Origin of the sequence: Paraburkholderia sp. (genome assembly GCF_047605525.1) — a bacterium.
Lineage (GTDB): Bacteria > Pseudomonadota > Gammaproteobacteria > Burkholderiales > Burkholderiaceae > Paraburkholderia.
In genome coordinates this window covers 37,354-64,293 of sequence record NZ_JASGFN010000006.1, presented here as the reverse complement: position 1 = coordinate 64,293, position 26,940 = coordinate 37,354, and the positions used below count along the sequence as shown (strand labels likewise).

General features: G+C 64.6%; 27 protein-coding genes. 10 read left to right on the top strand and 17 right to left on the bottom strand.

The genetic code is table 11. The annotated features are described in order from the left end of the window. Complete coding sequence (urtB, locus tag QM685_RS10640; RefSeq protein WP_415115537.1) at positions 1–1,665, bottom strand: urea ABC transporter permease subunit UrtB; 1,665 nt, start codon at positions 1,663–1,665, stop codon at positions 1–3. 227 nt (positions 1,666–1,892) lie between these two features. Beyond that, positions 1,893–3,191 (bottom strand): urea ABC transporter substrate-binding protein, encoded by a 1,299-nt coding sequence (gene urtA / locus QM685_RS10635; protein WP_415115535.1) that lies wholly within the window; start codon positions 3,189–3,191, stop codon positions 1,893–1,895. A 414-nt stretch (positions 3,192–3,605) separates the two neighbouring features. Between urtA and QM685_RS10630 the strand changes: the two genes are divergently transcribed. Continuing rightward, positions 3,606–4,937: an aspartate aminotransferase family protein gene (locus QM685_RS10630; RefSeq protein WP_415115533.1), complete on the top strand. Its 1,332-nt coding sequence runs from the start codon at positions 3,606–3,608 to the stop codon at positions 4,935–4,937. 323 nt (positions 4,938–5,260) lie between these two features. On the opposite strand, the gene QM685_RS10625 is transcribed toward QM685_RS10630, so the two are convergent. The 5 genes from QM685_RS10625 to QM685_RS10605 form a co-directional block, all read right to left on the bottom strand. Beyond that, positions 5,261–5,728 carry a hypothetical protein gene (locus QM685_RS10625; protein WP_415115531.1) on the bottom strand — a complete coding sequence of 156 codons (468 nt, stop codon included), beginning with the start codon at positions 5,726–5,728 and terminating at the stop codon, positions 5,261–5,263. 23 nt (positions 5,729–5,751) lie between these two features. Then, on the bottom strand, positions 5,752–6,048 hold the full coding sequence (locus tag QM685_RS10620; protein WP_415115529.1) for a hypothetical protein: 297 nt from the start codon (positions 6,046–6,048) through the stop codon (positions 5,752–5,754). Positions 6,049–6,145: 97 nt separating this feature from the next. Then, complete coding sequence (locus QM685_RS10615; protein WP_415115527.1) at positions 6,146–6,373, bottom strand: hypothetical protein; 228 nt, start codon at positions 6,371–6,373, stop codon at positions 6,146–6,148. 10 nt (positions 6,374–6,383) lie between these two features. Further along, positions 6,384–7,097, bottom strand: a complete 714-nt coding sequence (locus tag QM685_RS10610) for a hypothetical protein (protein WP_415115525.1) — start codon at positions 7,095–7,097, stop codon at positions 6,384–6,386. A gap of 278 nt (positions 7,098–7,375) precedes the next feature. After that, positions 7,376–7,699 carry a rhodanese-like domain-containing protein gene (locus QM685_RS10605; protein ID WP_415115523.1) on the bottom strand — a complete coding sequence of 108 codons (324 nt, stop codon included), beginning with the start codon at positions 7,697–7,699 and terminating at the stop codon, positions 7,376–7,378. Positions 7,700–7,955: 256 nt separating this feature from the next. Between QM685_RS10605 and tolA the strand changes: the two genes are divergently transcribed. Next, entirely contained in the window at positions 7,956–9,509 is a 1,554-nt protein-coding gene (gene tolA, locus QM685_RS10600; RefSeq protein ID WP_415115521.1) for a cell envelope integrity protein TolA, read from the top strand. 39 nt (positions 9,510–9,548) lie between these two features. On the opposite strand, the gene QM685_RS10595 is transcribed toward tolA, so the two are convergent. The 6 genes from QM685_RS10595 to QM685_RS10570 form a co-directional block, all read right to left on the bottom strand. Continuing rightward, positions 9,549–10,370: an amidohydrolase family protein gene (locus QM685_RS10595; protein WP_415115519.1), complete on the bottom strand. Its 822-nt coding sequence runs from the start codon at positions 10,368–10,370 to the stop codon at positions 9,549–9,551. 10 nt (positions 10,371–10,380) lie between these two features. Further along, positions 10,381–11,460 carry a threonine aldolase family protein gene (locus QM685_RS10590; protein ID WP_415115517.1) on the bottom strand — a complete coding sequence of 360 codons (1,080 nt, stop codon included), beginning with the start codon at positions 11,458–11,460 and terminating at the stop codon, positions 10,381–10,383. 16 nt (positions 11,461–11,476) lie between these two features. Continuing rightward, entirely contained in the window at positions 11,477–12,211 is a 735-nt protein-coding gene (locus QM685_RS10585) for an amino acid ABC transporter ATP-binding protein (protein ID WP_415115515.1), read from the bottom strand. Positions 12,212–12,229: 18 nt separating this feature from the next. Beyond that, on the bottom strand, positions 12,230–12,916 hold the full coding sequence (locus QM685_RS10580; RefSeq protein ID WP_415115513.1) for an amino acid ABC transporter permease: 687 nt from the start codon (positions 12,914–12,916) through the stop codon (positions 12,230–12,232). A 10-nt stretch (positions 12,917–12,926) separates the two neighbouring features. After that, positions 12,927–13,703: an amino acid ABC transporter permease gene (locus QM685_RS10575; RefSeq protein ID WP_415115512.1), complete on the bottom strand. Its 777-nt coding sequence runs from the start codon at positions 13,701–13,703 to the stop codon at positions 12,927–12,929. A 65-nt stretch (positions 13,704–13,768) separates the two neighbouring features. After that, entirely contained in the window at positions 13,769–14,707 is a 939-nt protein-coding gene (locus QM685_RS10570) for an amino acid ABC transporter substrate-binding protein (RefSeq protein WP_415115511.1), read from the bottom strand. 155 nt (positions 14,708–14,862) lie between these two features. On the opposite strand from QM685_RS10570, the gene QM685_RS10565 reads away from it, so the two are divergent. After that, positions 14,863–15,792 carry a LysR substrate-binding domain-containing protein gene (locus tag QM685_RS10565; protein ID WP_415115509.1) on the top strand — a complete coding sequence of 310 codons (930 nt, stop codon included), beginning with the start codon at positions 14,863–14,865 and terminating at the stop codon, positions 15,790–15,792. A gap of 93 nt (positions 15,793–15,885) precedes the next feature. On the opposite strand, the gene QM685_RS10560 is transcribed toward QM685_RS10565, so the two are convergent. Then, positions 15,886–16,539 carry a protein-L-isoaspartate O-methyltransferase family protein gene (locus tag QM685_RS10560; RefSeq protein WP_415115507.1) on the bottom strand — a complete coding sequence of 218 codons (654 nt, stop codon included), beginning with the start codon at positions 16,537–16,539 and terminating at the stop codon, positions 15,886–15,888. Positions 16,540–16,883: 344 nt separating this feature from the next. Here QM685_RS10560 and QM685_RS10555 point away from each other — a divergent pair, with 344 nt between their 5' ends. From QM685_RS10555 to QM685_RS10530, 6 genes are all read left to right on the top strand, one after another. Then, positions 16,884–17,957 carry a LacI family DNA-binding transcriptional regulator gene (locus QM685_RS10555; RefSeq protein ID WP_415115505.1) on the top strand — a complete coding sequence of 358 codons (1,074 nt, stop codon included), beginning with the start codon at positions 16,884–16,886 and terminating at the stop codon, positions 17,955–17,957. Between the two features lie 3 nt (positions 17,958–17,960). Continuing rightward, a complete protein-coding gene (locus QM685_RS10550; RefSeq protein WP_415115503.1) occupies positions 17,961–19,448 on the top strand; it encodes a sugar ABC transporter ATP-binding protein in 1,488 nt (495 codons plus the stop codon). After that, positions 19,429–20,442 carry an ABC transporter permease gene (locus QM685_RS10545; protein ID WP_415115501.1) on the top strand — a complete coding sequence of 338 codons (1,014 nt, stop codon included), beginning with the start codon at positions 19,429–19,431 and terminating at the stop codon, positions 20,440–20,442. Before QM685_RS10550 ends, QM685_RS10545 begins: the two co-directional genes overlap by 20 nt. A gap of 78 nt (positions 20,443–20,520) precedes the next feature. Then, the gene (locus QM685_RS10540) at positions 20,521–21,483 is read left to right on the top strand and encodes a substrate-binding domain-containing protein (RefSeq protein WP_415115499.1); all 963 of its coding nucleotides are present in this window, start codon (positions 20,521–20,523) and stop codon (positions 21,481–21,483) included. 79 nt (positions 21,484–21,562) lie between these two features. Further along, a complete protein-coding gene (locus tag QM685_RS10535; protein ID WP_415115497.1) occupies positions 21,563–22,612 on the top strand; it encodes a sugar phosphate isomerase/epimerase family protein in 1,050 nt (349 codons plus the stop codon). A gap of 43 nt (positions 22,613–22,655) precedes the next feature. Then, positions 22,656–23,807, top strand: a complete 1,152-nt coding sequence (locus tag QM685_RS10530; RefSeq protein WP_415115495.1) for a Gfo/Idh/MocA family protein — start codon at positions 22,656–22,658, stop codon at positions 23,805–23,807. A gap of 21 nt (positions 23,808–23,828) precedes the next feature. Here QM685_RS10530 and QM685_RS10525 read toward each other — a convergent pair whose 3' ends face one another. Together QM685_RS10525 and QM685_RS10520 are read right to left on the bottom strand one after the other, a co-directional pair. Beyond that, entirely contained in the window at positions 23,829–24,089 is a 261-nt protein-coding gene (locus tag QM685_RS10525) for a hypothetical protein (protein ID WP_415115493.1), read from the bottom strand. A 49-nt stretch (positions 24,090–24,138) separates the two neighbouring features. Continuing rightward, positions 24,139–25,110, bottom strand: coding sequence for a LysR family transcriptional regulator (locus tag QM685_RS10520; protein WP_415115491.1), 972 nt, complete (start codon positions 25,108–25,110; stop codon positions 24,139–24,141). Between the two features lie 97 nt (positions 25,111–25,207). Between QM685_RS10520 and QM685_RS10515 the strand changes: the two genes are divergently transcribed. Continuing rightward, complete coding sequence (locus QM685_RS10515; RefSeq protein WP_415115489.1) at positions 25,208–25,711, top strand: hypothetical protein; 504 nt, start codon at positions 25,208–25,210, stop codon at positions 25,709–25,711. Positions 25,712–26,127: 416 nt separating this feature from the next. Here the strand turns inward: QM685_RS10515 and QM685_RS10510 are convergent, their stop codons facing one another. After that, positions 26,128–26,898 carry an SDR family oxidoreductase gene (locus QM685_RS10510; RefSeq protein ID WP_415115487.1) on the bottom strand — a complete coding sequence of 257 codons (771 nt, stop codon included), beginning with the start codon at positions 26,896–26,898 and terminating at the stop codon, positions 26,128–26,130. Positions 26,899–26,940: the final 42 nt, after the last annotated feature.

Below are 26,940 nucleotides of genomic sequence, written 5' to 3'. Positions count from 1 at the left end.
TCACGCCTCCGCGCTGCGGCCCTTCAGGGCGAACATGCCCTGCGGACGCTTCTGGATGAACAGCACGATCAGCACGAGCACCGCGATCTTCGCGAGCACCGCGCCCCAGAACGGCTCGATCGCCTTGCTGACGAGGCCGAGGCCGAAGCCGCCGAGCACGGTGCCCGCGAGCTGGCCGACGCCGCCGAGCACGACCGCCATGAACGAATCGATGATGTAGCTCTGGCCGAGGTCCGGCCCGACATTGCCGATCTGCGACAGCGCACAGCCGCCGAGACCGGCGATGCCCGCGCCGAACGCGAACGCATATGAATCGACGCGCGCGGTTTTCACGCCGACGCACGCGGCCATGCGGCGGTTCTGCGTCACCGCGCGCACGAACAGACCGAGCCGCGTGCGCGTGAGCACCGCCCACGCGATCGCGACGACGAACAGCGAGAACGCGAGAATCGCGAGCCGGTTGTACGGCAGGATCAGATTCGGCAGCACGGTCACGCCGCCGCTCATCCACGACGGATTCTCCACCTGCACGTTCTGCGCGCCGAACAGCATGCGGGTTGCCTGAATCAGGATCAGGCTCACGCCGAAGGTGGTCAGCAGCGTTTCGAGCGGGCGGCCGTACAGGTGCTTCAGCACGAGCCGTTCGAGCACGATGCCGACGAGTCCCGCGGCGACGAACGCGGCCGGCACCGCGAAGAGCGGATACCAGTCGAACGCGCCGGGCGCGAAGCGCTGGAACAGGTTCTGCACGACGTAGGTCGCATATGCGCCGATCATCAGGAATTCGCCGTGCGCCATGTTGATCACGCCGATCAGCCCGTACGTGATCGCGAGACCGAGCGCGGCGAGCAGCAGCACACTGCCGAGCGAGAGCCCCGCGAACAGCGTGCCGGCGATCTGGCTGCGGCGCTGGATCGCATCGAGTTCGTCGATGCCGCTTTGCGCGGCGGCGCGTACCCGTTCGTCGGGTTCGGTGTAAGTGCCGTCCGTTTTCTTCGCGACCAGCGGGCGCAGCAGTTCGTTCATGTCGAGGTCGTGCCGCGCGGCGACCAGTTGCACCGCTTCGAGGCGCTTCGCCGGATCGGCGTCGTGCAACGCGGACATGGCCCACAGCGTGTCGAGGCGTTTCTTCAATGCGGGATCGGTTTCCTTCGCGCGGGCCGCGTCGACGAGCGGCTTGATCGACGGGTCGGGGTTTTGCAGCAGCGCGGCGATGGCGGCGGCGCGCGTCGCTTTGTCCGGCGACGCGAGTTGCAGACCCGACAGCGCGCCGGCGACCTTCGAACGAAGCAGGTTGTTCAGCGTGACCGGTTGCGCGTCGTTCGCGGCGACAGCCCGGCCGGTCACGGCATCGCGTGTGCTGTCGCCGTCCTGCAGCAGCAGGGCGCCTGAGTCGGTGGCGAGCGCGCTGTCGTCGGCGAGCGCTTTGAGCACCGCGAGCGATGCGGCGTCGTGCGTCGCGATCAGTTTGTCGATGGCCGCGGACTTCGCTTCGAAGTCGTCGCCGGCGAGCGGCGCGACGTCGGCCTGGGTTAGCGCGAACGCGGTGCATGGCGCGCCCGCCGCGAGCAGCACGAGGGCCGCGATGGCGCTTGCGCGGCGCGCGGATCGGCGTACCGATTGCGGCGTCAGTCGCAACGCCAGTCGTGATGCGGATCGCGGCATGAAGCACCGCATGGAAGTCGGAAATGAAAACGCCATAGTGGCCTTTTGCACTGTGCGGATCGATGGAGCGGATAAAGCGGGCAACGGTGCCGTGGTATCGGCGCGTGAGCGGGCGCGCAACATGAATTCGCGGCGCTCGAGCGAAGCGCGGGCGTCGCGCGGCGGCTTATCGAACGGCGCGAGCGTGTCGGGCACCGCTCACCACACCGCCGCCGCGAGCTTCGCCGTCAGGCGACCCGCGAACGCCTCAAGAACGCCGGAATCGAGCTGACCACATCCGGCTTGCCCGCATTGCCGGCGATGAACGGACTCCACGGTTGCGCGCGAATCGGTCCCTTGGTGTGCCACACGACGTTGAACTGACCGTCCGCGCGCACTTCGCCGATCATCACCGGCTTGTGCAGATGATGGTTGCCGTCCATCTCGAGCGTGAAGCCCGACGGCGCCGCGAACGTCTGGCCGACCATCGCGACGCGCACCTTGTCGACCTCGGTGCTCTTCGCTTTTTCGACTGCCTGCTTCCACATATGAATGCCGACGAAGGTCGCTTCCATCGGATCGTTGGTCACGCGCTTCGAGCCGCCCGGCAGGTTGTTGTCCTTCACCCACGCGGCCCATTGCTTCTTGAACTTCTCGTTGGCCGGATTGCGCAGCGACATGAAGTAGTTCCACGCGGCGAGATTGCCGACGAGCGGCTTCGTATCGATGCCGCGCAGCTCTTCCTCGCCGACCGAGAACGCGACGACCGGCACGTCCGACGCCTTGAGCCCCTGATTGCCGAGCTCCTTGTAGAACGGCACGTTCGAATCGCCGTTGACGGTCGAGATCACCGCGGTCTTGCCGCCTTGCGAGAAGGTCTTGATGTTCGCGACGATGGTCTGATAGTCGCTGTGTCCGAACGGCGTATAGACCTCCTGGATATCGGTTTCCTGCACGCCCTTCGATTTGAGGAACGCGCGCAGGATCTTGTTGGTCGTGCGTGGATAGACGTAGTCCGTGCCGAGCAGGAAGAAGCGCTTCGCGCCGCCGCCCTCGGCGCTCATCAGGTATTCGGTCGCCGGAATCGCCTGCTGGTTCGGCGCGGCGCCCGTATAGAACACGTTGCGCGACATCTCTTCGCCTTCGTACTGCACCGGGTAGAACAGCAGGCCGTTCAGTTCCTCGAACACCGGCAGCACCGACTTGCGCGACACCGAGGTCCAGCAGCCGAACACGACCGCGCACTTCTCCTGCGTGAGAAGCTGGCGCGCCTTCTCCGCGAAGAGCGGCCAGTTCGAAGCAGGGTCGACCACCACCGGCTGGATCTGACGGCCCATCACGCCGCCGTTCCTGTTGATGTCCGCGATGGTCATCAGCGCGGTGTCCTTCAGCGACGTTTCGGAGATCGCCATCGTGCCCGACAGCGAATGCAGGATCCCCACCTTGATCGGGCCGCTGTCGGGCTGCGCGTGCGCGAACGGCACGCGGCCCGCGAGCGCGAGCGCGCCGGACATGGAACCGAACTTCAACAGACTGCGACGTTTCATGTGTTTTCCCCTGCCATGGATGGTGACTGTTTATGAGCGTCGATTTCAGCCAGCAGCGCTGAGCCCGCACGATTTGCCGCTGCTGTACTGCAAGGCACATGCCATGCGACGCATGCGGGCGGTATCGCGCCGCGCGGCGCGCGTGATGCTTGTTGCGGCGCGGCTAGCGGCGCTCGTGCGCGATGCATGGCGCGCAACGGGCGGCGCCACGCCGCGGCGCGAAACTGGTGCAGCTATGCGCGGCGCGCCTCGTTCGGGTGCGTGCCGCGCCGCAACGAAGCGTGCTTCGCCGCCAGCGGAAGGTTGCGGGCGCAAGCGGCGCACGCGGGCGCGGGCGCGGTGCACGCGCGCCGCGTCTTTGTGCATGACGCGCGCGCTGCCTACACTGAAAGTCCACCTGTGAGGAGACCCGACATGAACGAACGCACTGCCGTCAGCCCACCCGATATGTCGGCGTTCTGGATGCCCTTCACCGCCAACCGACAGTTCAAGAGCGCGCCGCGTCTGCTGACGGGCGCGAAGGGGATGTACTACACGTCGCACGATGGCCGGCGCATTCTCGACGGCACGGCGGGGCTGTGGTGCGTGAACGCGGGCCATTGCCGCGACGAGATCGTCGCGGCGGTGCAGGCGCAGGCCGCGGAAATGGATTTCGCGCCGACCTTTCAGATGGGCCACCCGAAGGCCTTCGAAGCCGCGACGAAAATCGCGCGTCATACGCCGGGCGATCTGAAGCACATTTTCTTTGTGAACTCAGGTTCGGAGGCGGTCGACACCGCGCTGAAGATCGCGCTCGCCTATCACCGCGCGAAGGGCGAAGGGCAGCGCACGCGACTGATCGGCCGTGAGCGCGGTTATCACGGCGTCGGCTTCGGCGGGATTTCGGTCGGCGGCATCGCGCCGAATCGCAAGGCGTTTTCAGGCGGCCTGCTGCCGGCGGTCGATCATCTGCCGCACACGCTGAATCTGAAGGAAGCGGCGTTTTCGAAGGGACAGCCCGCATGGGGCGCGCATCTCGCCGACGAGCTCGAGCGGCTCGTCGCGCTGCACGATGCGTCGACGATCGCGGCGGTGATCGTCGAGCCGGTGGCCGGCTCGACCGGCGTGCTGGTTCCGCCGCAAGGCTATCTGCAACGGCTGCGCGAGATCTGCGACAGGCACGGCATCCTGCTGATCTTCGACGAAGTGATCACCGGCTGGGGGCGTCTCGGCGCGCCGTTCGCCGCGCAGTTCTTCGGCGTGACGCCCGATCTGCTGACGATGGCGAAGGGCACCAACAATGCCGCCGCGCCGATGGGCGCGGTCGCGGCGAGCGCGAAGATTCACGACACGATTGTCAACGGCGCGCCGGGCGGCATCGAGCTGTTCCACGGCTATACGTATTCGGGGCATCCGCTTGCGGCCGCCGCCGCGTGCGCGGCCATCGATCTGTATGAACGCGAGCAACTGTTCGAGCGGGCCGCGCGGATGGCACCGGTGTTCGAGCGCGCGATCCACGAGTTGCGCGGCGAGCCGCACGTGATCGACGTGCGCAATCTCGGGCTGGTGGGCGGCGTGGAACTGCAGCCGCGCGCGGGCGCGCCCGGCACGCGGGCCCACGACGTATTCGTGCGCTGCTTCGAGAAGGGGGTGCTGACGCGCTATACCGGCGACATTCTGGCGTTCTCGCCGCCGCTGATCGTCGACGACGCGCAGATCGACGAGATCTTTGGGACGGTGGCGGAGGTGCTGCGGGAGACGGAGTAGTGGGGGGCGGGCGGCGTGGCTGTCATCGCGTGACGTGATGGAGCGGCAGAAATTATTGCGCTGATTGATCGCGTTGTTCAGCCATGCTGATTCGCATAGAACGGCCACTTCGGCACCGCATGATGGTTCGAGCGGGAACAGAGTCGCCCGTCCTGCAAGTATGGCTTGAGTGATCTGTTCCGCCCGCGCCTGGGATACGAGCGCGGGTTTGGAATCGGCGTAGCTGCGAATCCAGCCGACAACCGTTTATCGCGCACAGCAGGATCGATTGCCCAATTGTGAACATGACGGGTTCGCTCATGTGGTGGTGCGAGCGGTACGGTTTAAAATTCGTCGCGAATATAGGGCTGGATAGAACTGACCACAACTTCCATGCAGGTTAAGCGTATATCGAGACCAATATTGGGCATAAGATCAAACCTTATTAACCCATCCGATTCCCTGGATAAGGACATATCCATTATCGAAGCTTCTTCGAGCATGGCGTTTACATCGATCTCGGAACTCCTGATATCTAAAAACTCAAGCGCAATCAGATAGTCGGGACTTCCATCACTGCGAGGTGGACCATAGCGGTTATGCAGTACTTCAAGCTCAAGATCGACCAGATCACGCGAGCGGCCAGTCGGTAAAGGCTTGCCTTGCGCACTCTCAAATGATCGCCTCTTTCTCTGCATGCAAAATGTTCTTACGGCTGAATCATGAAATGACGGATACTCTCCAAATATTTTAATCAGCAAACTGCTGTTCCTTGCATGCTCCCAACCCCATGTTTTATTCTGGCTATTCATTAACCCTCCATCGCTCTCGTACTTCACCGGCAGTTGATCGGCGACATTGGAGCCGCTACTTTCGTTGTGTCGTCACTCAGGTCGCCGCCTGGCGTGTACTCGAACGGCTGCGCATCGCCGAGCAGCGTTGAGGTGTGCCCATCGTCGGTCAGATCGCTACCCTCTGTGCTAACCGCGTCCGCAGTACTTTCACCGGCCAATGCACCGACGACGGCGACAGCCGCATCGAGCAGGCCGCCGCCGCTACCACCAGACATGGCTGCGCGTGCGGCGATCGACGGGGTTTGCCGGGTGCCGGGATCGTACCGGCTGGACAGCATGGGTTCGCCGTCCGGGAGATTGACTGCCCTCGCCGCGAGAATCGTCAGCGGCGTGCTGCAAGGTGGCGGAAACAGATGTTGCGTTACTTGCGGGAGGTCAGCCAAGGGCAATAATTGAGTCGATCAATTCCGCGCCGCCTTCGATATTTTCATGCCCAAGAAAACGAGACACTTCCATATGTCCATCGATGAACACGTCAATTTCGATGCGCTGGCCGACGACGGTTACGGAAACAAGCACGCTGCCCGGTCGTTGGCGGCTTAGGGAATAGTGAATTTTGGCATCGTCAAGTTTGTCGAGCAGGTCATAAAGCGGATGAGGCATGGCTATCGTCCTATTTTTTGAATCGTCCATCATTGAGCAGCTTAAGCGCTTTTCGGGCATCTTTTATCCCGTCCTGCGCATCGCTCTCAATGTCGTCCAGTGTTGAGTTTAGGTACTGGCCAGGAAACTCGCGCAACACGGACCCTTTGCACTCGGTTGAAATGATGTCGCATGCATACATGTCGCCGCGGCTGCCAATACCAGCCAGATATTCAGCGTCACCGCTCATCGCTTCCGGCATGTATTCGAACGGCAATGCATCGCCGAGCGGCGTTAAGGCGTACCGGCTGGACAGCATGGATTCGCCGTCCGGGAGATTGACTGCCCTCGCCGCGAGAATCGTCAGTGGCGTGCGGCAAGGTGGCGGAAACAGGTCAGCACAGCGGCCTTTGATAGCAAGCAGGGAGCCCCGGCGCACCTCGGCGAGAAGCGCACTGATGACCCACCAGCCAACTGAGTCCGGGTTTCCGTCCGGAATATAATGAAACCACAGCCAGGAGCGCTGCCTGATGCTCTTCACCAGCTTCTGGTTTTCCTTCCATTCGCTACGGTTCAGGTTGGCAATACCGAGAAATTCCTGGGTATCTGCCTCGGCCTTTTCGAGGTCGGCGGCCTTTCTCAGGCACGCCTTGTAGTGCAACTCGTTGCAGATGACATAACGGGCACCTGATGGCCTCGGACAGCTCAGCTCCACGGAGTGCATCTTGAATACGGACAGGGACATAGGTGTGTCGACGATCTATCTGAAGTCGCGGCCCGGATCGGCAGCGATCAGATAATTGCCGTGCGACAGGTTGTCCGTATATGGGCGGCGGCCCAAATTTCCGCTGCTTTCGATGAAACAGAAAAAGCGCCCGCATTGCGCGGTTTTTGCCACCCTTGCCGGTGCAGACAGAACGACACACGGCGCAAGGACTGCCCGCCCTTGCGCCGCTTCAATGCGCTACTACCGCGCGGTGAATCTCCGCGGTAAATCTCCGCGGTAAATCTCCGCAGTAAATCTCAGTACGTAGGCACGGACGGATCGACCTGACGCGACCACGCGTCGATCCCGCCTTGCAGATTGAACACGTTGGCATGGCCGCGCGATTCGAGGAACATCGCGACCTGCGCGCTGCGCGCGCCGTGATGGCAGATGCAGACGATCTGCGCGTCGTCGTCGAGTTCTTCGCTGCGCGCGGGAATCTCCCGCATCGGAATCGGCACGACGCCGGCGATCGACGCGGTTTGCAGTTCCCACGGCTCGCGCACGTCGAGCAGCACGGGCGCGGGACGCGAGGTATCGGCGAGCCATTCGGCGAGTGCGGGAGCGGTCAGATTTTGCATCGGCGGAAGAGTATTCGGTTCAGGGAGGAGGAGCGACGAAATAAGCCCGTATGGTAGCGAAAATAGAGTAGCCACGTAACGCTTTTCTGTTCGCGAACAAACCACGATCGACATCGGAATGCACGATAATCAGGCGGTTTTCGAAGTTCAGGTAAAGGGCAGATAAGGGCCCAATCAAGGACCGATCAAGGCCAGCGCAACTCGATACTGCCGGTTTGCAGTCATGCGACTGCCGATCCGGCAAAAGAATACAAAAATGCAGATATCCAGTCATTGGGGTTCATTGCCGCGCGTGCGTGCCGGCAAAGCGGTGCGTGCCATCGCCTTCATGGTCGCCGGTCTTGCCGGCATGACGGCGGCACAGGCGAATGTAGACGTCGCGCCCATGTCGCCGTACGTGCCCGCGCGAACCATCGGCTGCAGCTATGCTTTGTCCGCCGACGATCTGAAAGCCGCCGCTCTCGCCGGCGGGCCGGCGGCGCGCTCCGACGCCGTCGTCCGGGTCTGGATCAATGAGCGTGGCGAAATCAGCGACGCGATCGTGGAGAAATCGTCCGGCGATCCAGCCTTCGACAATGCCGCGCTGCAAGCGTCGCGGCGCGCCCAGTGCCGGCCTTTCACCGGCACGGACGGCAAGTCCGTCGCGGTCGAAACGAATTTCTTTTTCCCTGGGTCACGCCCGAACGCCGCTGCGCCTCGCGCCGGCCAGGGCATGGCGGCGGCGCTGAACAGTCCGGCCGCGGCGCCGTCGTTTCCGGTCAGCGCCGCCAATCCGTCGCTTCTGGCCACGGCCCTCCCGTTCGACCTCGGCAAGCCGCTCGATCCGGGCATGCTGGCCCGGTTCGGCATCGATCCCGGCTCGTCGAAGGCGAAGCTCCTGGCGGACTGGGCGCGGCAGGTCGTGGCCGATCCGGACATCAAGCGCTTCTTTTCATCCGCTGACAACCCGGCTGCCGCGGGTCCGGCTGCGTTGTCGCGCGGGCTGGCGATGCTGGACGGCATGGTGAGAATCTCGCAGGAGGACCGCGAACAACTGACGGCGATGACGACACGGGCGTTCGACAACGCGCCGGCGGACTGCGGCGGGGTCAAGAACGCGCAGCTCGTGACGTCGCGCTACATGACATTGGGCGCGGAGAGCGATGCGGAGCTTCGCGCTCAACTGCAGTCGCTGTTTCATCTGCTCAAGCAGGCGACGCAAAGCACGCCGCCGTCGCAAATCACCCCTGGACAGCGGTTGCAAGGACAACTGGCGCTGTCGGCGTCGATCGCGGCCGCGCTGAAACACGACCCATCCGGGACGGAAGACCTCGGGGCGTTGCTGAGCGGCAGGGCGGCGGATCTTTCGCCGCAAGCGTGGTGCAAGGCCACGCGTTTCTACCGGCATGCGTTCGATGCCACGCCGCAGCCGCAGCGCGACTGGGTGATGGTCGCGGCCATCGAAGACCAGAAACGTTCGGCGGCGGCCATCGCCACAGCGCTGAAGAATCTGGCGGCGATGGCGGCGGCGCGACAGTCGGCCCAGCAGCCGGCCGCCGCGCCGAAGGTGTTCGATTACGCGGAGATGGTGCGGCAGCGCGTGCGTCCGAACATCGTCTGGGATGGCAACGCGAGCAATCGGGAAACCGTGATCGAAGTGCGTTGCGCGTCGTCGGGCAGCCTCGAATCGGCGAGGATCGTGCGCTCGAGCGGCGACCGCCGCTGGGATAAGGCCGCGCTCGAAGCGATCAGGCGCTCCGACCCGATGCCGCGCGACGAAAACGGCGAGGCCCCGCGCATGTTCACGATCACGCTGCGGCCGGGGATTTGACGCTAGGTTTGGTACCCGTGGACGATTGAGACAGTCAATTCAAAACCCGTAAAGGGCTGCTGGATTGTCGACCAGAATCTGCTGCCTGATCGCCGGCGATGCAAACCATGCGCGTTGCGTTGCGGCGATCGATCGAGGCGAGGGCGGCGGTTGCTTCGACGTATGCGGCCAGTCGCTGCCCCATACGAGACGATCGGGCGCCACGTCGATCCAGTGCCGCGCAAGAGCATTCATGTCCGCATAGCCGGATGCCGCGCCGCTTCGCGAGTCGAGATACGGCGCGGACAGCTTCAGCCACGCGCGACCTTCGCGCAGCCATCCCGTGACGAGCGCGCACGCCGGGTGGGTCAACGCATCGGGCAGCGGCAGCCGCGCGAAGTGATCGAATACGAACTGGACGGGCAGGCGCTCGACCAGCGCGCGATGCTCGACGATCTGCGCGGCGGTCCAGTGAAGTTGGAGATGCCAGCCGAGCCCACGGATGCGCTGCGCGAGCGGCTCGATCATGTCGAAGCGCGTCGGCGCGTGATCCGGTGTGTAGAGCGTAAAGCGCAAGCCGCGTATGCCGCCCGCGTGCAGCGCTTCGAGTTGCCTGTCGGTGATGTCGGGCCGCACCGTCGCGATCCCACGCGCGCGCTCCTGACCGAGCTGACGGATCGCATCGACGGTGACGGCGTTGTCGACGTCGTAATTGCGCGGCGTGACGATCACCACGCGCGAGGTGCCGAAGTGAGGCTGCACGCGCCGGTAGTCGTCGGCGGCGGCCGCGACGGAAGACATATCGTCGGCAGCGAGCGTTTCGCTGAAGCGCGGATCGAACACGTGAATGTGCGCGTCGCACGCGTGTTGCAACGCGTCCATCACGCGATGCTCATGCGTGGACGCGCTGCTTCAGCACCTGCGCGAAGGCGTCGGCGGCGTGCGCGATATCTTCTGCTTCGATATGACGATGCGTCACGCAACGCAGCGTCGTGTCGCCCCACGGACGCGTGAGCACGCCATGTTCGCTCAGGGCGTCGACCCATTGATGGCTGCTCATGCCGGTATCGCCGACCCGCACCTGCACGATGTTGGTGTCGGGCGTGCTGGCGGCGAGCGGCGCGCCGATCGCGTTGAGCCGTTCGCTGAGCGCGCGCGCCTGCGCATGATCGTCCGTCATGCGCGCGCTCATCGTCTGCAAGGCTTCGAGTCCGGCGGCCGCCATGATGCCGGCCTGCCGTTGCGTGCCGCCCAGCACCTTGCGATACACGCGCGCGACGCCGATGGCCTTGCTGCTCGCGGCGAGCACCGCGCCGACCGGCGCGCTCAATCCTTTCGACAGACACAGCGACACGGATTCCGCGTGCTGTCCGAGCGTCGCGGCGGGCACGCGCAGCGCTGCCGCCGCGTTCATCAGACGCGCGCCGTCGATATGCACCGGCACGCCCCGCTGTTGCGCGAGCGCGTGCACGTCGCGCATGTGATCGAGCGGCAGGACGGCGCCTCCCGCGTTGTTGTGCGAGGTCTCCATCGCGATCAGACCGACACCGATCCGGTACGCGCCCGGCTTGATCGCCGTCGCGAGCCGGTTCAGATCCATCGCGCCCATGCTGCCCTCGACGGGCGTGTACGCGAGCCCGGCCAGCAGCGAGCCGCCGCGCTCCGTCGTGAACATATGCGCGTTCGCTTCCAGCACGACCTGCTGATGCCGCTGCGTATGCGCGAGCACGGCGAGCAGATTCGCCATCGTGCAGGTCGGCACGTAAAGGCCCGCTTCCTTGCCGAGCATCGTCGCGACAGCGGCTTCGAGCTGCTGTACCGAAGGATCGCCATCGAGGCCATCGTCGCCGATGGGCGCCGCGCGCATGCGTTCGTACATGGCCTCGGTCGGGCGGGTCACGGTGTCGCTGCGCAGATCGGTCAGACGCGCGTATTTTGCGTAGCGGGGGTCGAAAACGGGAAAGTCCTGCATGGCGGTTCAATGGGCGCTAGTGTTGAAGGATCTTCGACAGGAAGTGACGCGAGCGATCGCTGCGTCCCGACGGATTGCCGAAGAAATCGTCTTTCGTGCAGTCCTCGACGATGCGGCCCGCATCCATGAACACGACGCGATCCGCGACGCGTTGCGCGAAGCCCATCTCGTGCGTGACGACCATCATCGTCATGCCTTCGCGCGCGAGGTCGGTCATCACGTCGAGCACTTCGTTGACCATTTCGGGATCGAGCGCGGACGTAGGTTCGTCGAACAGCATGACGGCCGGGTCCATCGCGAGCGCGCGTGCAATCGCGACGCGCTGTTGCTGGCCGCCGGACAGCGCGCTGGGAAACTTGTGGCGATGCGCGGCAAGGCCCACCCGTTCGAGCAGTTGCAGGCCGCGCGCCCGCGCCGCGTCGCGATGGCGTTTGAGCACGCGCGTCTGCGCGAGACACAGGTTGTCGAGCACGCTCAGATGCGGAAACAGATCGAACCCCTGAAAGACCATGCCGGCGCGCGCACGGATCCTGCCGAGGTCGGCGCGCGGACCGGTCACGTGCATGCCGTCGATGCGGATATCGCCTTCCTGCACGGCTTCGAGACCGTTGACGGTCTTGATGAGCGTCGACTTGCCGGAACCGGACGGACCGCACACGACGACGACTTCGCCGCGCGCGACCTGCGTGCTGCACCCGGTCAGCACGCGAAACGCGCCGTACCATTTGCTGACGTTCTCGATCTGGATCATGCGTTCATCCTGGTTGAATCAATGCGCGTGCCGCGCCATGTCGAAACGCCTGACGAAGCGCGATGCGCCGAAGCAGATCACGAAATACACGGCGGCCGCGAACAGATACATCTGCACGGTGCTGCCGTCGCGCGAAGCGATTTCCGATGCGGTGCCGAAGAAGTCCGTCATCGACAGCACGTACACCAGCGACGTGTCCTGAAACAGCGTGATGACCCGCGTGAGCAGCGCGGGCGTCATGTTGCGCAAGGCTTGCGGCAGGATCACCGTGAGCATCGTCTGGCGCGGCGTCAGCCCGAGCGCGAGCGCGGCCTGCTTCTGTCCATGTGAAATCGATGCGATGCCGGCGCGCATGATTTCGCAGAAGTACGCGGCTTCGAACAGCGTGAACGTGATCACCGCCGAACGATACGCGCCCACTTCGATCGGCATCGGCGCATGCGTCAGCCATGCGCCCACATACGGCGCGAGAAAGTAGAACCAGAAAATGACCAGCAGCAGCGGTACCGAACGCATGCCGTTCACGTACAGCGTGGCCGGTACCGAAATCAGCTTCGACGTCGACATCCGGCAGATTGCGAGCAGCGTGCCGAGCAACAGGCCGAATACGGCGGCGAGCGTGGTCAGCGTCAGCGAGAACGTCATGCCGGTCTTGAACAGATACGGCAGCGCCGCGACGATTTCGTGGAACCCGGATGACGACATCGTCGTGCTCCTATGACTGTCCGGCGTCGGTGAGCGTCAGCGTGGCGGACTTCGCACGCGCACGCACGGCGGGTGCCGCCACTTTGCGCTCGAAGAGCATCAGCCCGTACACGACGATCGTGTTGATCACGAAGTAGATGATCGTCGCCGCGCTGAACGCCTCGAAAATATGGAAGCTGAATTCCTGCATCGAACGCGCCGCGCCGGTGAGTTCGAGCAGACCGATCGTCATCGCGACCGACGAGCTCTTGATCATGCTCATGAACTCCGACGTGAGCGGCGGGATGACGACGCGAAACGCCTGCGGCAGGATCACGAAGCGATACGCCTGCGTGCCGGTCAGGCCCAGTGCGAGCGCGGCCTGACGCTGCCCCGCGCGCAACGAGCGGATGCCGGAGCGCAGCGTCTCCGCAATGCGCGCGGTCTCGTAGAAGCCGAGACACAGCAGCGCGGGGAAAAACTGGTTCCACGGCTGCGGCATCTGCTTGATCGCCGTGCCGAGCGCCTTCGGCAGCAACTCGGGCAATACGAAGTACCAGAGGAACATCTGTACCAGCAGCGGAATGTTGCGGAACAGCTCGACGTACGTGGCGGCAACCGCGCGCGCCGTTTTCGATTCGACCGTCCGCATCACGCCGATCACCGCGCCGAGCACGAGCGCGAACAGATACGCGCTGAGCGACAGCGCGATCGTCCATCCGGTGCCGTTCAGCAGCGTCTGCAGATAGGTGTGCAACCCATCGGGCGACAGATCGTTGAAACTGGCCCAGCTCCACTGATAGTTCATGGCGGCTCGGAATCGTGATGAAGTGGCCTGACGAACCGGCGCACGCGGCGCGCGCGCTTATGTCGTTACTGACTGACGACGTAGGCCGACGGATCGCCCGAATCGGACGGATGCTCGATTGCGTGCCTGAGCTCCGCGCTCATCGGATATTTCAGGTTCACACCGGCGGGCGGCACCGGCGAGTTGAACCACTTGTCGTAGAGCGCGTAAATCTGCTTCGTCTTCATCAGATCGAGCACCGCGTCGTCCACCGCCTGCTTGAAGCGCGGATCGTCTTTCGGCTCGACGATGCCATAGGGCGCGAGCAGCATCGCTTTCGTGCCGACCACGTAATCCTGCGGCGCGCCGGAGGTGGCGACGAGCGCATACGCGAGGCCGTCGTCGGTCGACATCGCCATCGCCCGGCCCGTCTTGACGGCGATGAACGTCGCGGCCGTATCGTTGACCGGCAGCACCGAAATGTTCAGATGCTGCTGGTTGCTGATCTGCTGGATGATCTGCAGATCGAGACCGCCCGCGAGACTCGTCACGGTTTTGCCCGCGAACGCAGCGGGATTGTTCACGTCGAGGTCGCTGTCCTTGCGCGCCATCAGCACGACTTTCGTGACGAAGGTCGTCGGCGAGAACGACACGAGCTTGTGACGCTCGACCGTGTTGGTCGTGTTGCCGCACTCCAGATCGATCGTGCCGTTCTGCAGCAGCGGCAGGCGCGTGGCCGACGTGACCGGCACGTAGCGAATCTTCAGATCGGGCAGCGCGAGGTCCTTTTTCAGGTGGTCCGCGATGCGCTGGCAGATTTCCACCGAATACCCGACCGGCTGATGCGCGTTGTCCAGATACGCGAACGGCAGCGAGCTGGTCGGATAGCCGATCGACAGCGTACCCGTCTGCCTGATGCGGTCGAGGCGGCTGGGCGCATCGGCGTGCGCGCCGGACGTGAGGCCGATTCCCGCGAGCGCCGCGGCGATCAGCACGGCGGATTTCAACATCGAAGGTGCGTTCATGGTTCTGGCGTTCGTCCGAGATCGTTGTGCTCGCCGCTGCGAGCGGTGTGATGAAGCGGGGACGCACGGCGCTGGCGCGCGGCGACGCAGTCAATATCGGTCGCCATTATGCTAAAGTCCAATACCTGTCTCGCATCGTTCAATTCAGAATTGATATGCTGAAACTGAAGCTCGGCGTGCGCCATATCGAAGCGTTTCGCGCCGTGATGTCTACCAACTCGATGACCACCGCGGCGCGCGCGATACATACGTCGCAGCCGCAGGTCAGCCGGCTCGTGTCGCAACTGGAAGCGATCACGCAATTTCCGCTGTTCGAGCGCAATGGCAGCCGGCTGAGTCCGACGCAGGACGGCTTGCGTTTTCATCGTGAAGTGGAGCGAACATTCGCGGGGCTCGCCGAACTCGAATCGGTGGCGGCCAATATCCGCTCGTTCAGCGCGGCGCGTCTGAGCGTGGCGGCGATGCCCCGGCTCGCCGGCGATCTGCTCGTGAAGATCGTCGCGGAGTTTCATGCGGCGCATCCCGACGTCCTGGTGTCGATTCATTCGGGCAACGCGGTGTCGGTCAAGGACTGGGTGCGCTCCGGCTTTTGCGACACGGGGCTCGCATTGCTCACCGGCGATGCACCGGGCGTGCGCATTGAATCGATAGCGACGCTGCGCTGCGTGGCCGTGTTGCCGAAACATCATCCGTTATGCCGGTGGCGCAGGCTCAAGCCCGCGCACTTCGCGAATCAGCACTTCATCTCGCCGACCGGCGAAAGCCTGCTGCGCTCCACGATCGACGATGTCTTCGCGGCCGAGCATGTGTCGCGACAGATCGTGGCCGAGGCGAGTCTGGGCTCGTCGGTGTGCGCGATGGTGCGCGCGGGCATGGGCGTGAGTCTCGTCAATCCGCTTGCGGCGCGAGACGAGTATCTGAACGGCGGCATCGAGATCCGGCCGTTCACCATCGACATTCCGAATGAAGTGGCGTTGCTGTATCCGCAGTATCAGGCGCAGGCGCGCCTCGTGACCGCCTTCGCGGCCATCGCGCGGCCGGTCATTCGCAACGAGATGACCGTGCTGCGGAAATCGATATCGTGAGACGGGGTGTGCCTGGGGCGCTGGTGACGCGGACGGCGACAGGCGCGCCGTCCGGCTCGATGACGCGGCCCGGAAGCCGGCTTGAAGTACGGCCTAGAACCTGAAACGCGTCGGCTGCACCGCGTTGGTCAGCGGCTCGACGTAGGTTTCGAACACATCGGCGATGCGGTACTGCTTCTCGTCGATACGCGTGATGATTTGCGCCTTCATGACCGGCGCGGTGCCGACGAACGCCGCGAGACGGCCGCCAACCTTCAACTGTTCGAGGATTTCCTGCGGCAGCACCGGCAGGCCGCCCGATACGCAGATCACGTCGTAGGGCGCGGCGCCGGCCCAGCCGCGCGATGCGTCGCCGGTCGCGACTTCGGCGTTCAGCACGCCATTGGCGATCAGGTTGCTCTTCGCCAGTTCGGCGAGTTCCGGTTCGATGTCGACGGTCAGCACGTGCTGCGCGCGATGCGCGAGCAGCGCCGCCATGTAACCCGAACCCGCGCCGATTTCGAGCACGCTTTCGTGCTTCTTCACCGCCAGTTCCTGCAGGGTGCGCGCCTCGACGCGCGGCGCCAGCATGTGCTGGCCGGCCGGCAGCGGCACTTCGAAGTCGGCGAAAGCGAGATCGCGGTAGGCGGCGGGGACGAAATTCTCACGTTTGACGATCGACAGCAGATTCAGCACGTCCTGGTCGAGCACTTCCCAGGGGCGGATCTGCTGTTCGATCATGTTGAAACGCGCTTGCTCGATGTTCATGGTGGATTCGGCGGTTTTGGTTTGGCGAGCGGGCGGGGTGTGCCGCGGACTTTTTGCCCTGACTTTTGCCGCGGCTGGTTGCCGTCGGGCGCGGCCTCGCGGAAAGCCTTCGGATTGCAAGCCGCGTCAGGGTAACTGCGGGATTGTATCAAATGGCGGGGTCGCGCCGGACGCTCGCGGGCAACAGTCAGGCAACGATCGGGCAATCGCCGGGCCAGGGTGAGCCAGGCGGGCGCTCAGGCCGGCGCGCCCCGGCCCCGTGTTAATCCCTAGCGATCCGCCCTTGCGATTCGTGGCGGCATCGCTACAGAATGTAATCGATTACATTTACCCCGCGAGTGTCCGTGTCCGGAACGCCGTCCCGATCGTCGCCGGCCGTGCTGTCAGGCGCAGCCGGCCAGTCCGCCATGAAGCCGGGCGCGGCCGAAGGGCCGTCGATTGCCGGCGTTGCCCAGCAGGCCGGCGTGTCGGTCGCGACGGTGTCGCGCGTGCTGAACGGCCACGAGAACGTGCGGCCCGCCACGCGCGACAGGGTGCTCGCCGCGATCGACGCGAGCGGCTACCGCGTCAACGAACTGGCGCGCAATCTGCGCACCGCGGAAAGCCGCCTGCTGCTGACGATGGTGCCGGACTTCGGCAATCCGTTCTACGCGGAGATCGTGCGCGGCATCGACAGCGTCGCGCGTCAGCACGGCTATTTCATGCTGCTGTGCGACACCGGCGCGGACCCTGGGCGCGAGCGCAGCTACTTCGACATGCTGCGCCGCCGCCGCGCGGACGGCGCGATCTGCCTCGATCCGGCGACGATCCAGCAGGCGCTCGGCGAGGCGTCGCAGGCGTTGCCGTGGGTCGCGTGCTGCGAGTTCGATCCGGCGGTCGGCGTGCCGTACGTCGGCATCGACAATTACCGGGCCGCGGGCGACGCGGTGCGGCATCTGCTTGCGCGCGGCCACCGGCGCATCGGGCTCATCAACTCCGACGTCGACTATCTGTACGCGCGGCAGCGTCAGCAGGGCTATCTCGACGCATTGAGCGACGCGGGCATCGCGCCCGACCCGCGCTGGCGCATGAATCTGAACAGCCTCGACTACGAGGCGGGCGCGTCGGCCGCGGCCGCGCTGATGCGGCAACCCGAGGCGCCGAGCGCGATTTTCGCGGTGTCGGACACGCTCGCGATCGGCGTGATCCACGGCTTGCGCAGCGTCGGCAAGCGGGTGCCCGACGACGTCGCGGTGGCCGGCTTCGACGACATCTCGCTGGCCGCGCAGATCGATCCGCCGCTCACGACGATCGCGCAGCCGATGCGCGAACTCGGCGAAACCGCCGCGCGGCTGCTGTTGCAGCGCCTCGCGAATCCGCAGGCCAATGTGCCCGGCGTGCTGCTGCCGCATCGCCTCGTGATTCGCGGGAGCGCCTGAGCCATGAGCCTCGCGATCCGCTTCGACGACATCCGCAAGGACTTCGGCCCGGTGCGCGTGCTGCACGGCGTGAGCTTCGAGCTCGCGCCGGGGCGCATCTACGGACTGCTCGGCGAAAACGGCGCGGGCAAGTCGACGCTGATGAAAATCCTCGCCGGTTATGAGGTGGCGAGTTCGGGCAGCGTATTCGTCGACGGTCGCGAGCAGCACTTTGCCGGTTCGCGCGATGCCGAGGCGCAGGGCATCGTGCTGATTCACCAGGAGTTCAATCTCGCCGAGCATCTGACGATCGCGCAGAACATGTACCTCGGCCACGAAAAACGGCGCGGCTGGTTCGTCGACGATGCCGCGATGCGCGCCGACGCCGCGCGCTATCTCGAGCAGGTCGGGCTCGAGCGCGCGCCGGACACGAAGGTGCGCGAGCTGATCGTCGCGGAAAAGCAGATGGTCGAGATCGCGAAGGCGCTGTCGCGGCGCGCGCGTCTGCTGATCATGGACGAGCCGACCGCGACGCTGACGCCCGCCGAAACCGAACGGCTCTTCGCGCTGATGACGAAACTGAAGGCCGACGGCGTGACGATCGTCTACATCTCGCACAAGCTCGACGAAGTCGAGCGCATCACCGATGAAGTGATCGTGATGCGCGACGGCCGCTTTGTCGCGCGCGGCGAGACCGCGGGGCTCGCGCGTCAGCAGATGGCGAACCTGATGGTCGGGCGCGAGCTGTCCGACATGTTCCCCGACAAGCTGACCGTGCCCGCCGATACGCCCGTCGCGTTGCGGGTGAGCGGCCTCACGGTGCCGGACTGGGTCGAGGACCTGAGCTTCGACGTGCGCGCGGGCGAAGTGTTCGGTTTCGCGGGCCTCGTCGGCGCGGGTCGCACCGAGGCATTCGAGGCGATCATCGGGCTGCGCAAGCGCACGGCCGGCGACATCGAGATCGCGGGCCGGCACGTCGATCTGAAGAGCCCGCGCGACGCGATGCGCCACGGCCTCACCTATCTGAGCGAGGACCGCAAGGGCAAGGGCCTGCACGTCGATCTGAGCCTGCAGGACAACGTCACGCTGATGACGCTCGAACGCTACGCGCATCCGCTGCTCGACATGAAAGCGGCGCGCACGGCGCTGACGCAGGCGGTCGGCGAATTCGGCATTCGCACCGGCGACCTGTCGAGCCGCGCGCGCATGCTGTCCGGCGGCAATCAGCAGAAGCTCGCGCTCGCGAAGTTCCTGCAACCCAACCCGAACGTGATCGTGCTCGACGAGCCGACGCGCGGCGTCGACGTGGGCGCGAAACGCGACATCTATTTCCTGATTCATCGGCTCGCCGCGCAGGGCCGCGCGGTGATCGTCATTTCATCCGAACTGATCGAGCTGATCGGCTTGTGCCATCGCGTCGCGGTGATGCGCGCGGGACGCCTGCAGGCGACGCTCACGCTCGAACATCTGACCGAAGAGGAGTTGATCGCTCATGCGACCGGCACCCACTGAGGCCGTGCAAGCCGGCCGCGCGCTGCGCCTCGCGCATCGTCTCTACGCGCTCGGGCCGCTGGTCGGGCTGATCCTGCTGTGCATCGTCGGCACGCTGCTCAATCGCGATTTCGCCACGTTCGACAACCTGATGAACGTGCTCACGCGCACGTCGTTCATCGGCATCATCGCGGTCGGCATGACCTTCGTGATCATTTCGGGCGGCATCGATCTGTCGGTCGGCTCGATGGCCGCGCTGATCGCGGGCAGCATGATCTGGCTGATGAACGCGTTGGCATCGGGCGCGGCCGGCCATGCGCTCGCGCCGCTCGCGATCGTGGCGATCGGCATCGTCGCGGCGCTCGCGCTCGGCGCGCTGTTCGGCTGCGCGCATGGCTTGCTGATTACCAAAGGGCGCATCGAGCCGTTCATCGTCACGCTCGGCACGCTAGGGATTTTTCGCGCGGTGCTCACGTGGCTCGCCGACGGCGGCGCGTTGACGCTCAACGATTCGTTATCCGATCTCTACGGGCCCGTCTATTACGCGAGCCTGTTCGGCGTGCCGGTGCCGATCTGGGTGTTTCTCGTGGTCGCCGCGGGCGGCGCGCTGATCCTCAATCGCACCGCGTTCGGCCGGCACGTGCAGGCGATCGGCTCGAACGAACAGGTCGCGCGTTATGCGGCGATTCGCGTCGATACGGTGAAGATCGTCACGTATGTGCTGCTCGGCATCTGCGTCGGCGTTGCGACCGTGCTTTACGTGCCGCGCCTCGGGTCGGCCACGCCGACCACGGGATTGTTGTGGGAGCTGGAGGCGATCGCGTCGGTGGTGGTCGGCGGCACGGCGCTCAAGGGCGGCGAGGGGCGCGTGATCGGCACGGTGATCGGCGCGATCCTGCTGTCGGTGATCGCGAACATTCTCAATCTGACCAGCATCATCAGCGTGTATCTGAACGCGGCGGTGCAGGGCGTGGTGATTATTTTCGTCGCCTTCGTGCAGCGGGGGCGGCGGTAGCAGCAGAGTGGCAGCGGCAGTGCAACGGCAGGTCCGAAAAACGGGGCGCCCGAACGCCTCATCAATGGAGACACAACCATGAAGCAGGTCATTCGAGCGATCGGCGCCGGCATGCTGGCGTTGGGGATACTGGGCACGGCGGGCGCGGCGCGCGCCGACGACAAGGTCACGCTGGGCGTCGCGATTCCGACGGCCGACCACGGCTTCACCGGCGGCATCGTCTGGTGGGCGAACAAGGCAAAGGCCGATCTCGAGAAAGCGCATCCCGATCTGAAGGTGATCGTGAAAACGGCGGCCAACGCGCCCGAGCAGGCGAACCAGTTGCAGGACCTCGTGACCGTCAACAAGATCAACGCGCTCGTGATCTTCCCGTATGAATCGGCGTCGCTCACGCAGCCGGTCGCGCAGGTGAAGAAGAAGGGCGTGTACGTGACGGTCGTCGATCGCGGCCTGACTGACACGAGCGCGCAGGATGCGTACGTGGCCGGCGACAACACCGCGTTCGGCAAGATCCCCGCCGAGTACCTGGCGAAGGCGCTCGACGGCAAGGGCAACATCGTCGCGCTGCGCGGCATTCCGACCACGCTCGACAACGAGCGCTGGACCGCCTTCACCGGCGTGATGAAGAACTACCCGAACATCAGGATTCTCGATGCGAAGTACGCGAACTGGAATCGCGACGACGCGTTCAAGGTGATGCAGGACTACCTGACGCGCTTCAAGCATATCGACGCCGTCTGGGCCGCCGACGACGACATGGCGGTCGGCGTGATCAAGGCGATCGATCAGGCCAAACGCAACGACATCAAGATCGTGTTCGGCGGCGCGGGCTCGAAGGGCATGGTGAAGAACGTGATGGACGGCGCGCCGATGATCCAGGCGGACGTGTCGTACTCGCCGAAATTCATCTACGACGCGATCAAGCTCACCGCCGAAGCGCGTCTGAAGGGCGACAAGCTGCCGGCCACGACGATCATCCCGTCGGTGCTGATCACGAAGGAAAACGCGCAGCAATTCTATTTTCCGGACTCGCCGTTCTGAGCGGCGTGCAGCGCGCGCGGGCGTATCCCGGTTATGCGGAGGAGGTTGCCCGCGCGCGCAAGGTTGGAGGAGCCGTACGATGAAAACCATCAAGGGGCCGGCGATCTTTCTCGCCCAGTTCATGGGCGACGACGTGCCGTTCGACGATCTCGCGCATCTGGCGGGCTGGGCCGCCGGGCTCGGCTTCAAGGGGATCCAGGTGCCGTGCGATCCGCGCCTGATCGATCTCGACAAAGCGGCCACGAGCGACGCGTATTGCGACGAACTGCGCGAGATTGCCGACGACGCGGGTGTGACGATCACCGAACTGTCGACGCATCTGCAAGGGCAACTGGTCGCCGTGCATCCGGCCTACGACACGTTGTTCGACGGCTTCGCCGCGCCGCACGTGCGCGGCAACGCGGCGGCGCGCACGCAATGGGCGATCGCGCAGATGAAGCTCGCGGCGCAGGCATCGCGGCGCCTGGGGCTGAATACGCATGTGTCGTTTTCGGGCGCGCTCGCGTGGCCGTATCTGTACCCGTGGCCGCAGCGTCCGGCCGGTCTCGTCGAGGCCGCCTTCGACGAACTCGCGCGCCGCTGGACACCGATTCTCGATGCGTTCGATGCGGCCGGCGTCGACGTCTGCTACGAGCTGCATCCGGGCGAAGACCTGTACGACGGCGTGACGTTCGAGCGTTTTCTCGCCGCGGTCAAACAGCATTCGCGCGCGAACATCCTCTATGACCCGAGCCATTTCGTGCTGCAGCAGCTCGATTACCTCGCGTTCATCGATATCTATCACGAGCGCATCAAGGCGTTTCATGTGAAGGACGCGGAGTTCCGGCCGACCGGCAGGCAGGGCGTGTATGGCGGCTATAGCGGCTGGGTCGAGCGCGCGGGACGCTTTCGCTCGCTCGGCGACGGGCAGATCGATTTCGGCGCGATCTTCTCGAAGATGGCGCAGTTCGATTTTCCGGGCTGGGCCGTGCTCGAATGGGAATGCGCGTTGAAGCATCCGCACGACGGCGCGCGTGAAGGCGCGGAGTTCATTCGCCGCCACATCATCCGCGTGGCCGAGCATGCATTCGACGATTTCGCCGGCAGCGGTGTCGACGCCGCGCGGTTGAAGAGCGTGCTGGGCATTTGATGGCCCGATGGTGATGGCGGCTCAACGCGGGGAGCGGGAAGCAATGCAACGAAGCAGGCTCAGACTCGGCATGGTCGGCGGCGGGCAGGGCGCGTTTATCGGCGCGGTGCACCGGATCGCTGCGCGGCTCGACGATCGTTTCGAGCTGGTGGCGGGCGCGCTGTCGTCCGATCCGCGACGCGCGCGGGCGAGTGCGGCCGAGGCCGGCATCGCGCGCGGCTACGCGGACTGGCGCGAGATGGCGCGCGCCGAAGCCGCGCGCGACGACGGCATCGACGCGGTCGCGATCGTCACGCCGAATCATCTGCATGCGCCGGTTGCGACGGCGTTTCTCGAAGCGGGCATTCACGTGATCTGCGATAAGCCGCTTGCCGTTTCGCTCGCGGAGGGCGAGGCGCTGGCGAAGCTCGCGCGCGAGAAGCAGCGGCTCTTTGCGTTGACGCATACCTATTCGGGCTATCCGCTCGTGCGGCATGCGCGCGAGCTGGTCGAGCACGGCGAGCTTGGCGAGATACGCGTGGTGCAGGTCGAATACGCGCAGGATTGGCTCGCCGAACCAGTCGAAGCAGGCGGCGCGAACCGGCAGGCGGTTTGGCGCACGGATCCGGCGCTGGCGGGGCCGGCGGGTTGCCTCGGCGATATCGGCACGCATGCATATCAGCTTGCCGCGTTCGTGACGGGAATGATGCCGCATGCGCTGTCGGCGGAATTGCACACGTTCGTGCCGGGGCGCCGTATCGACGATCATGTGCAGGCGATGCTGCGTTATTCGAACGGCGCGCGCGGGATGTTGTGGGCGAGTCAGGTGGCGAGCGGCGCGGAGAATGCGCTGCGTTTGCGCGTATATGGCACGAAGGCGGGGCTCGCGTTCGATCAGGAGGAGCCAAATGCATTGTGGTTCACGCCGCTCGGCGGCCCAGCTGAACGCTTGACCCGCGCGCGCGTGAAAAGCGCGGTTGCCGCGCATGCGACGCGTGTGCCGGCGGGGCATCCTGAGGGTTATCTGGAAGCGTTCGCGCAGTTGTACAAGGATGCGGCGTTGCAGATCGAAGCATTGAACGCAGGACATGCGCTACCGCCGGAAAGCCTGCTGTTGACGACGGTCGACGATGGCGTGGCGGGTCTGCGTTTTATCGATGCGGTGCTCAGAAGCAGCGCCGCGGATGGGAAGTGGACGGGGATTGAAGCAGTGTGAAGCGCTGACGTGAGCGCGGCATCAGCCGCCCTTGCTTTTTTTGATCTGCGCTTCGAACGCGACATCGAGCTTGCTCGCCTTGCGCGGTTTTTGCGGGCCGAATGCGTCGACGAATTTGACGAAGTCGTCGAGTGTGAGTGGATCGGAGACTTTTCTGTCGGCGCCGCTCGATCTGTCGACCAGATAGAACAGGCCACCGGAGAGGCTGATCGCGGCGAAGCGTGGATTGCCGCTGCGTGTTTTCAGCCGCTCGACGGCGTGGATGGCTCGGGTGGTGCGCATGATTTTGAGCCGCGGGCGGCGGATTGGGATAGAGCGTTACTTTAACAAATCACCGTTTTTTGCGCGATCCTGTGTGCGTCGCGTCGGCTTGGGCCGAGACCTTGCCGTCGGCCGCCGCGCGGCTCTTCACATGATCGATGAACGCGCGCAGCTTTGGCAGGACCTGCCGTCGGCCCGGATAGTAGAGAAACACGCCCGGTATCACCGGCGCATATGTCTGCAGCACGCGTACCAGCTTGCCCGTTTTCAATCCTTCGGCGACCATCGGCGCGGGTAGCTGTGCAAGGCCGATGCCTTCGATCGCGGCGCCCAGCATGGTCGGAAAATCGCTGGCGATGAGTGGACCGGACACGGCGATCTCGACCGCATGACCGTTGTCGTTGAACGACCATAACGCAAGCGCGCCGCTGGATCGCCGCCATCGCAGGCAGGCATGCTGGCGCAGGTCGTCGATGTGTTTGGGCCGGCTGCGCTGCGCGAAGTACGCAGGGCTGCCAACGACGACGAGATGGAACGGCGGCGTCATTGGCACCGCGACCATGTCGGCGGCGACGAACTGACCGAGCCGGATGCCGGCGTCGAATCCTTCCGCCGCAAGATCGATCAGCTCCTTGTTCACGGAGATTTCCACCTCGACTTCGGGATTGGCCTTGCAGAAGGAAGCGATCAGCGGCTCCAGCAACAGCGGGACCACCGCGCGCGGCACGGAAAGACGCAGCAAGCCGGTTGGGCGTTGACCGAGTCCGCGCGCCACCTCGCTCGCGGCGACGAGTTCCTCGAAGGCGGGCTTCGCGCGCGACAGAAACCGTTCGCCGGCTTCGGTCAGGCCGACGCTGCGCGTGGTGCGGGTAAAGAGTGCCGCGCCGATGCGCTCTTCGAGTACACGCACCGTCTGACTGACAGCCGACGGCGTCACGCCGAGTTCCGCGGCAGCCCGGCGAAAACTGCGATGCTGGGCAACGCTCAGGAACACCTCGACGCCATCGAGTGCGCCCTGCCTGACTGTGAAGTTCTGCTTCATAGCCTGTCAACATTGTGAGGAATAGTCGCTCATGCGAGACGATGGTACACCTGACATCTGTGCCGGAAATCTTCGGCAAACCGGTTCAGGAGGCTCCATGTCGCCGCAACTTCTTTTTCAACTGCATCTCGTTCTCGGTTACGTAGCATGGCTGCTGTGTTTCGGCGCCTACGTATGGCCCAGGCTCAGGGCGATGGATCCGTTCGACGCCCAGCGCGCGATCGCCACTTTGCACAGCTTCCGCTTTTTCGGTCTGGTCTTCATGCTGCCGGGCGTCGTGGGTGCCGATCTTCCGGCGAGCTTTGCCGTATTCGCCGCATACGGTGACTTCGCAACCGCGGTGCTGGCGATGCTGGCGTTACTCGCGGTGCGCCTACGGCCGCTGTTCTGGTCGTTCGTCGTGGCTTTCAATGTGGTGGGAACGACCGACCTTATCCTCGATTATTACCATGCTGTTCAAGCCGATCTTCCCGCGCGGGCGGGCGAGTTGGGTGCCATGTATGCGATTCCGGTGATCTATGTGCCCGTGCTGATGATTGCGCATGGGGCCGCGTTTTATCTGTTGCTGCGGCGGCAGATGAAGGTGGTGCCGGGTTATTGATCGCAAACGGCTTCGCGCGCGAGGTCTCGTCGAAGAACGCGTGCGTTCCTCGAGAGCATTCGGGAAGCCAGGCTTATCTGACCGCTATCGCCAGTCGTTCGGACATCTTTTCTGATGCAGATCGCTGATGCCGTGCATCGGTACGAACGGACAGGGGACGAAACGGGCTATGGATATCGAACTGCCTGGCGATAGCAAGAGAACCGGTTCGTGGGCGAGGTTTGGCGACGCCTTCAGCGATGCCCGCCGTGGTATTTCCGCACCTTGCAGACATGGCTCGAATCGATATGGACTAGCGGGCTGATCGTTCGGGAGATGCGGGAGCCTTTGCATCCGCGAACCGGCCGGGCCGCATCGGTGATCTTTCGCGCGCAGGCGCGGCGTTAATCGCTCCACCGCACGCGCGGCATTTGCGATCAGATCGATTTGACTTCGCCGCCGTCCATCCTCAAGGTCGACCCCGTCATCCAGCGAGCCGCCGGCGACACGATAAACGCCATCAATTCCGCAATTTCCTCTGGCGTGCCGTACCTCGCGATACCGGCTTGCGCGGGGAATTTCGCGGTCGCCTCTTCGACGGTCATGTTGTGCAGCGGCGCCCAATGTTCCAGATACGATTGCCGACGGCCCGTCATAACGGGGCCGGGCAATACGCTGTTGACCTGTACGCCGTCGGTAATGCCACGGTCCGAGAACGCCTTCGCAAGCGCCACGATTGCCGCGTTGATCGTACCGACGGCGGCATAGGGCGCCTTCGGAAACAACGCGGAATTGCCCGACATCAGAACCACGGACCCCGAAGACGCCTTCAACGCGGGCCATGCGGCGATCGTCAAACGTCGCGCGCCGTGCAGCTTCAATGCGAGACCGTTGTCCCATTGTTCGTCGGTCATCTCCAGGATATCGATCTGCGGCACCGCGCCCGCGATGTTCAGCAATGCGTCGATTCGCCCGAACGTCGCGAGCGTTTGCTCGACAACTTTCCGCGCGGCGTCGGGTTGGGACAGATCGAGGTCGAGCACGAGCGGCGTGGCGCCGGCCTTCGCGACCTCCGCGGCGGTCTGCTCGAGGTTTTCGCGGTTGCGCGCAACCAGCACGATCGATTCGAAATCGTGTGCGAGTCTGATCGCGGTCGATCGGCCGATACCTTGGCTCGCGCCCGTCACGATAGCTACTTTTGCGGCCATGTCACTTCTCCTTGGGTCATGGACATATTCGATCCGGCGAAC

What these genes read in the sequence shown, in the direction of transcription:
- QM685_RS10610 (WP_415115525.1), bottom strand. Translation starts at nt 7,097, where the DNA reads ATGTCCCTGTCCGTATTCAAGATGCACTCCGTGGAGCTGAGCTGTCCG.
- QM685_RS10515 (WP_415115489.1), top strand. Translation starts at nt 25,208, where the DNA reads ATGTCGCCGCAACTTCTTTTTCAACTGCATCTCGTTCTCGGTTACGTA.
- QM685_RS10615 (WP_415115527.1), bottom strand. Translation starts at nt 6,373, where the DNA reads ATGCCTCATCCGCTTTATGACCTGCTCGACAAACTTGACGATGCCAAA.
- QM685_RS10585 (WP_415115515.1), bottom strand. Translation starts at nt 12,211, where the DNA reads ATGATCCAGATCGAGAACGTCAGCAAATGGTACGGCGCGTTTCGCGTG.
- QM685_RS10590 (WP_415115517.1), bottom strand. Translation starts at nt 11,460, where the DNA reads ATGCAGGACTTTCCCGTTTTCGACCCCCGCTACGCAAAATACGCGCGT.
- QM685_RS10545 (WP_415115501.1), top strand. Translation starts at nt 19,429, where the DNA reads ATGCGACCGGCACCCACTGAGGCCGTGCAAGCCGGCCGCGCGCTGCGC.
- QM685_RS10535 (WP_415115497.1), top strand. Translation starts at nt 21,563, where the DNA reads ATGAAAACCATCAAGGGGCCGGCGATCTTTCTCGCCCAGTTCATGGGC.
- QM685_RS10550 (WP_415115503.1), top strand. Translation starts at nt 17,961, where the DNA reads ATGAGCCTCGCGATCCGCTTCGACGACATCCGCAAGGACTTCGGCCCG.
- QM685_RS10570 (WP_415115511.1), bottom strand. Translation starts at nt 14,707, where the DNA reads ATGAACGCACCTTCGATGTTGAAATCCGCCGTGCTGATCGCCGCGGCG.
- QM685_RS10530 (WP_415115495.1), top strand. Translation starts at nt 22,656, where the DNA reads ATGCAACGAAGCAGGCTCAGACTCGGCATGGTCGGCGGCGGGCAGGGC.
- QM685_RS10630 (WP_415115533.1), top strand. Translation starts at nt 3,606, where the DNA reads ATGAACGAACGCACTGCCGTCAGCCCACCCGATATGTCGGCGTTCTGG.
- QM685_RS10595 (WP_415115519.1), bottom strand. Translation starts at nt 10,370, where the DNA reads ATGGACGCGTTGCAACACGCGTGCGACGCGCACATTCACGTGTTCGAT.
- QM685_RS10580 (WP_415115513.1), bottom strand. Translation starts at nt 12,916, where the DNA reads ATGTCGTCATCCGGGTTCCACGAAATCGTCGCGGCGCTGCCGTATCTG.
- QM685_RS10565 (WP_415115509.1), top strand. Translation starts at nt 14,863, where the DNA reads ATGCTGAAACTGAAGCTCGGCGTGCGCCATATCGAAGCGTTTCGCGCC.
- QM685_RS10510 (WP_415115487.1), bottom strand. Translation starts at nt 26,898, where the DNA reads ATGGCCGCAAAAGTAGCTATCGTGACGGGCGCGAGCCAAGGTATCGGC.
- QM685_RS10560 (WP_415115507.1), bottom strand. Translation starts at nt 16,539, where the DNA reads ATGAACATCGAGCAAGCGCGTTTCAACATGATCGAACAGCAGATCCGC.
- QM685_RS10540 (WP_415115499.1), top strand. Translation starts at nt 20,521, where the DNA reads ATGAAGCAGGTCATTCGAGCGATCGGCGCCGGCATGCTGGCGTTGGGG.
- QM685_RS10525 (WP_415115493.1), bottom strand. Translation starts at nt 24,089, where the DNA reads ATGCGCACCACCCGAGCCATCCACGCCGTCGAGCGGCTGAAAACACGC.
- QM685_RS10620 (WP_415115529.1), bottom strand. Translation starts at nt 6,048, where the DNA reads ATGCTGTCCAGCCGGTACGATCCCGGCACCCGGCAAACCCCGTCGATC.
- urtB (WP_415115537.1), bottom strand. Translation starts at nt 1,665, where the DNA reads ATGCCGCGATCCGCATCACGACTGGCGTTGCGACTGACGCCGCAATCG.
- QM685_RS10575 (WP_415115512.1), bottom strand. Translation starts at nt 13,703, where the DNA reads ATGAACTATCAGTGGAGCTGGGCCAGTTTCAACGATCTGTCGCCCGAT.
- tolA (WP_415115521.1), top strand. Translation starts at nt 7,956, where the DNA reads ATGCAGATATCCAGTCATTGGGGTTCATTGCCGCGCGTGCGTGCCGGC.
- QM685_RS10520 (WP_415115491.1), bottom strand. Translation starts at nt 25,110, where the DNA reads ATGAAGCAGAACTTCACAGTCAGGCAGGGCGCACTCGATGGCGTCGAG.
- QM685_RS10625 (WP_415115531.1), bottom strand. Translation starts at nt 5,728, where the DNA reads ATGAATAGCCAGAATAAAACATGGGGTTGGGAGCATGCAAGGAACAGC.
- urtA (WP_415115535.1), bottom strand. Translation starts at nt 3,191, where the DNA reads ATGAAACGTCGCAGTCTGTTGAAGTTCGGTTCCATGTCCGGCGCGCTC.
- QM685_RS10605 (WP_415115523.1), bottom strand. Translation starts at nt 7,699, where the DNA reads ATGCAAAATCTGACCGCTCCCGCACTCGCCGAATGGCTCGCCGATACC.